Annotated in this window: 1 protein-coding gene; it reads right to left on the reverse strand. The window is 45.4% G+C overall.

What is annotated here, in order from left to right:
* Window positions 1-1,008 (reverse strand): Tle-like phospholipase domain-containing protein (locus DFQ00_RS28700; protein ID WP_110899781.1); only part of this gene is annotated, 1,008 nt, incomplete at both ends.

Below are 1,008 nucleotides of genomic sequence, written 5' to 3' on the forward strand. Positions count from 1 at the left end.
GATCGGCACTAGACGCTTGCTATGACTGCTTTCCGTATATTCGAAAAAGTTACGTTGGATCCGTTCAAACGTTCGACTCATGTCTTGCGCCTGCTGACTCCATTTCTGTGCGACCTCTCTCAACTCTTCCGGCGTCAGCTCGATCGTTCCTGCCGAGTATCCACCAACAATGTTAACGACCGACTTTAAGCCTTTGCTCATCGTATCCCAGGCTTCTCGCGCATGATCCAGAATACTGTGATCGGATGGCTTCCGTGGGGAGTAGCCGACCTGCTCTCCTGTAATCTCGTCGTACAATGTATTGCTCACATACCCGTCGTCATCGAACTTGTAATGCTTCATATCATGGTAATTTGGATCGTTCAGAGTATCATTCCATTTTTTCCATGCCTCGAGACCATAACGGGTATTAAATTCATCATAATTTTGATCAATCACAAAGGTTGAACCCACGTGTCGCTCATACCCTCCCAGCATACCACTTGCAATGAAATCACCCGGATGTATAAAATTCGTAACCTGACGGTCAAATTCACCTTCCTCAGCTTTTCTTTGCATTTCAGGTGTTAGCGTGGCTACCACTGTTGGAGCACTAAAGGTGACAGCTTCTAGCCCTGTATACACTGCCGCATATTGCGCGTTACCTCCACCCAGAGAGTGCCCGGTAAGGGTGAAACTCGCCTCCGGATACTTCTTTTGCATTTCTTTTACATAATCTTCTGCTTCGTAAAGTTGATTTTCAAAACGTAAACTCTTACTCAGATCTTTCTGTGTATTTCCTACCCAATCCCCGAAATCGTCTACGCCTAGTGACTTTTCCACCTTATTTGAAATTTCTTTTTCTGCGGGAAATCTAAGATTATCCAAAGCACGACCTACCGTCTGCCAAATTTCAGGAAAACCTATTTTAAAAACGTCTGTCCCTAAATCCGGTGCCTTTCGATCCCAATTGGCAGAGCCCTCAGTTCCACGAAATGCAATTACCGCTTGCTTAGTGTCCGGGTTATA

The organism is Paenibacillus barcinonensis, from assembly GCF_003217495.1.
GTDB classification, from domain to species: domain Bacteria; phylum Bacillota; class Bacilli; order Paenibacillales; family Paenibacillaceae; genus Paenibacillus; species Paenibacillus barcinonensis.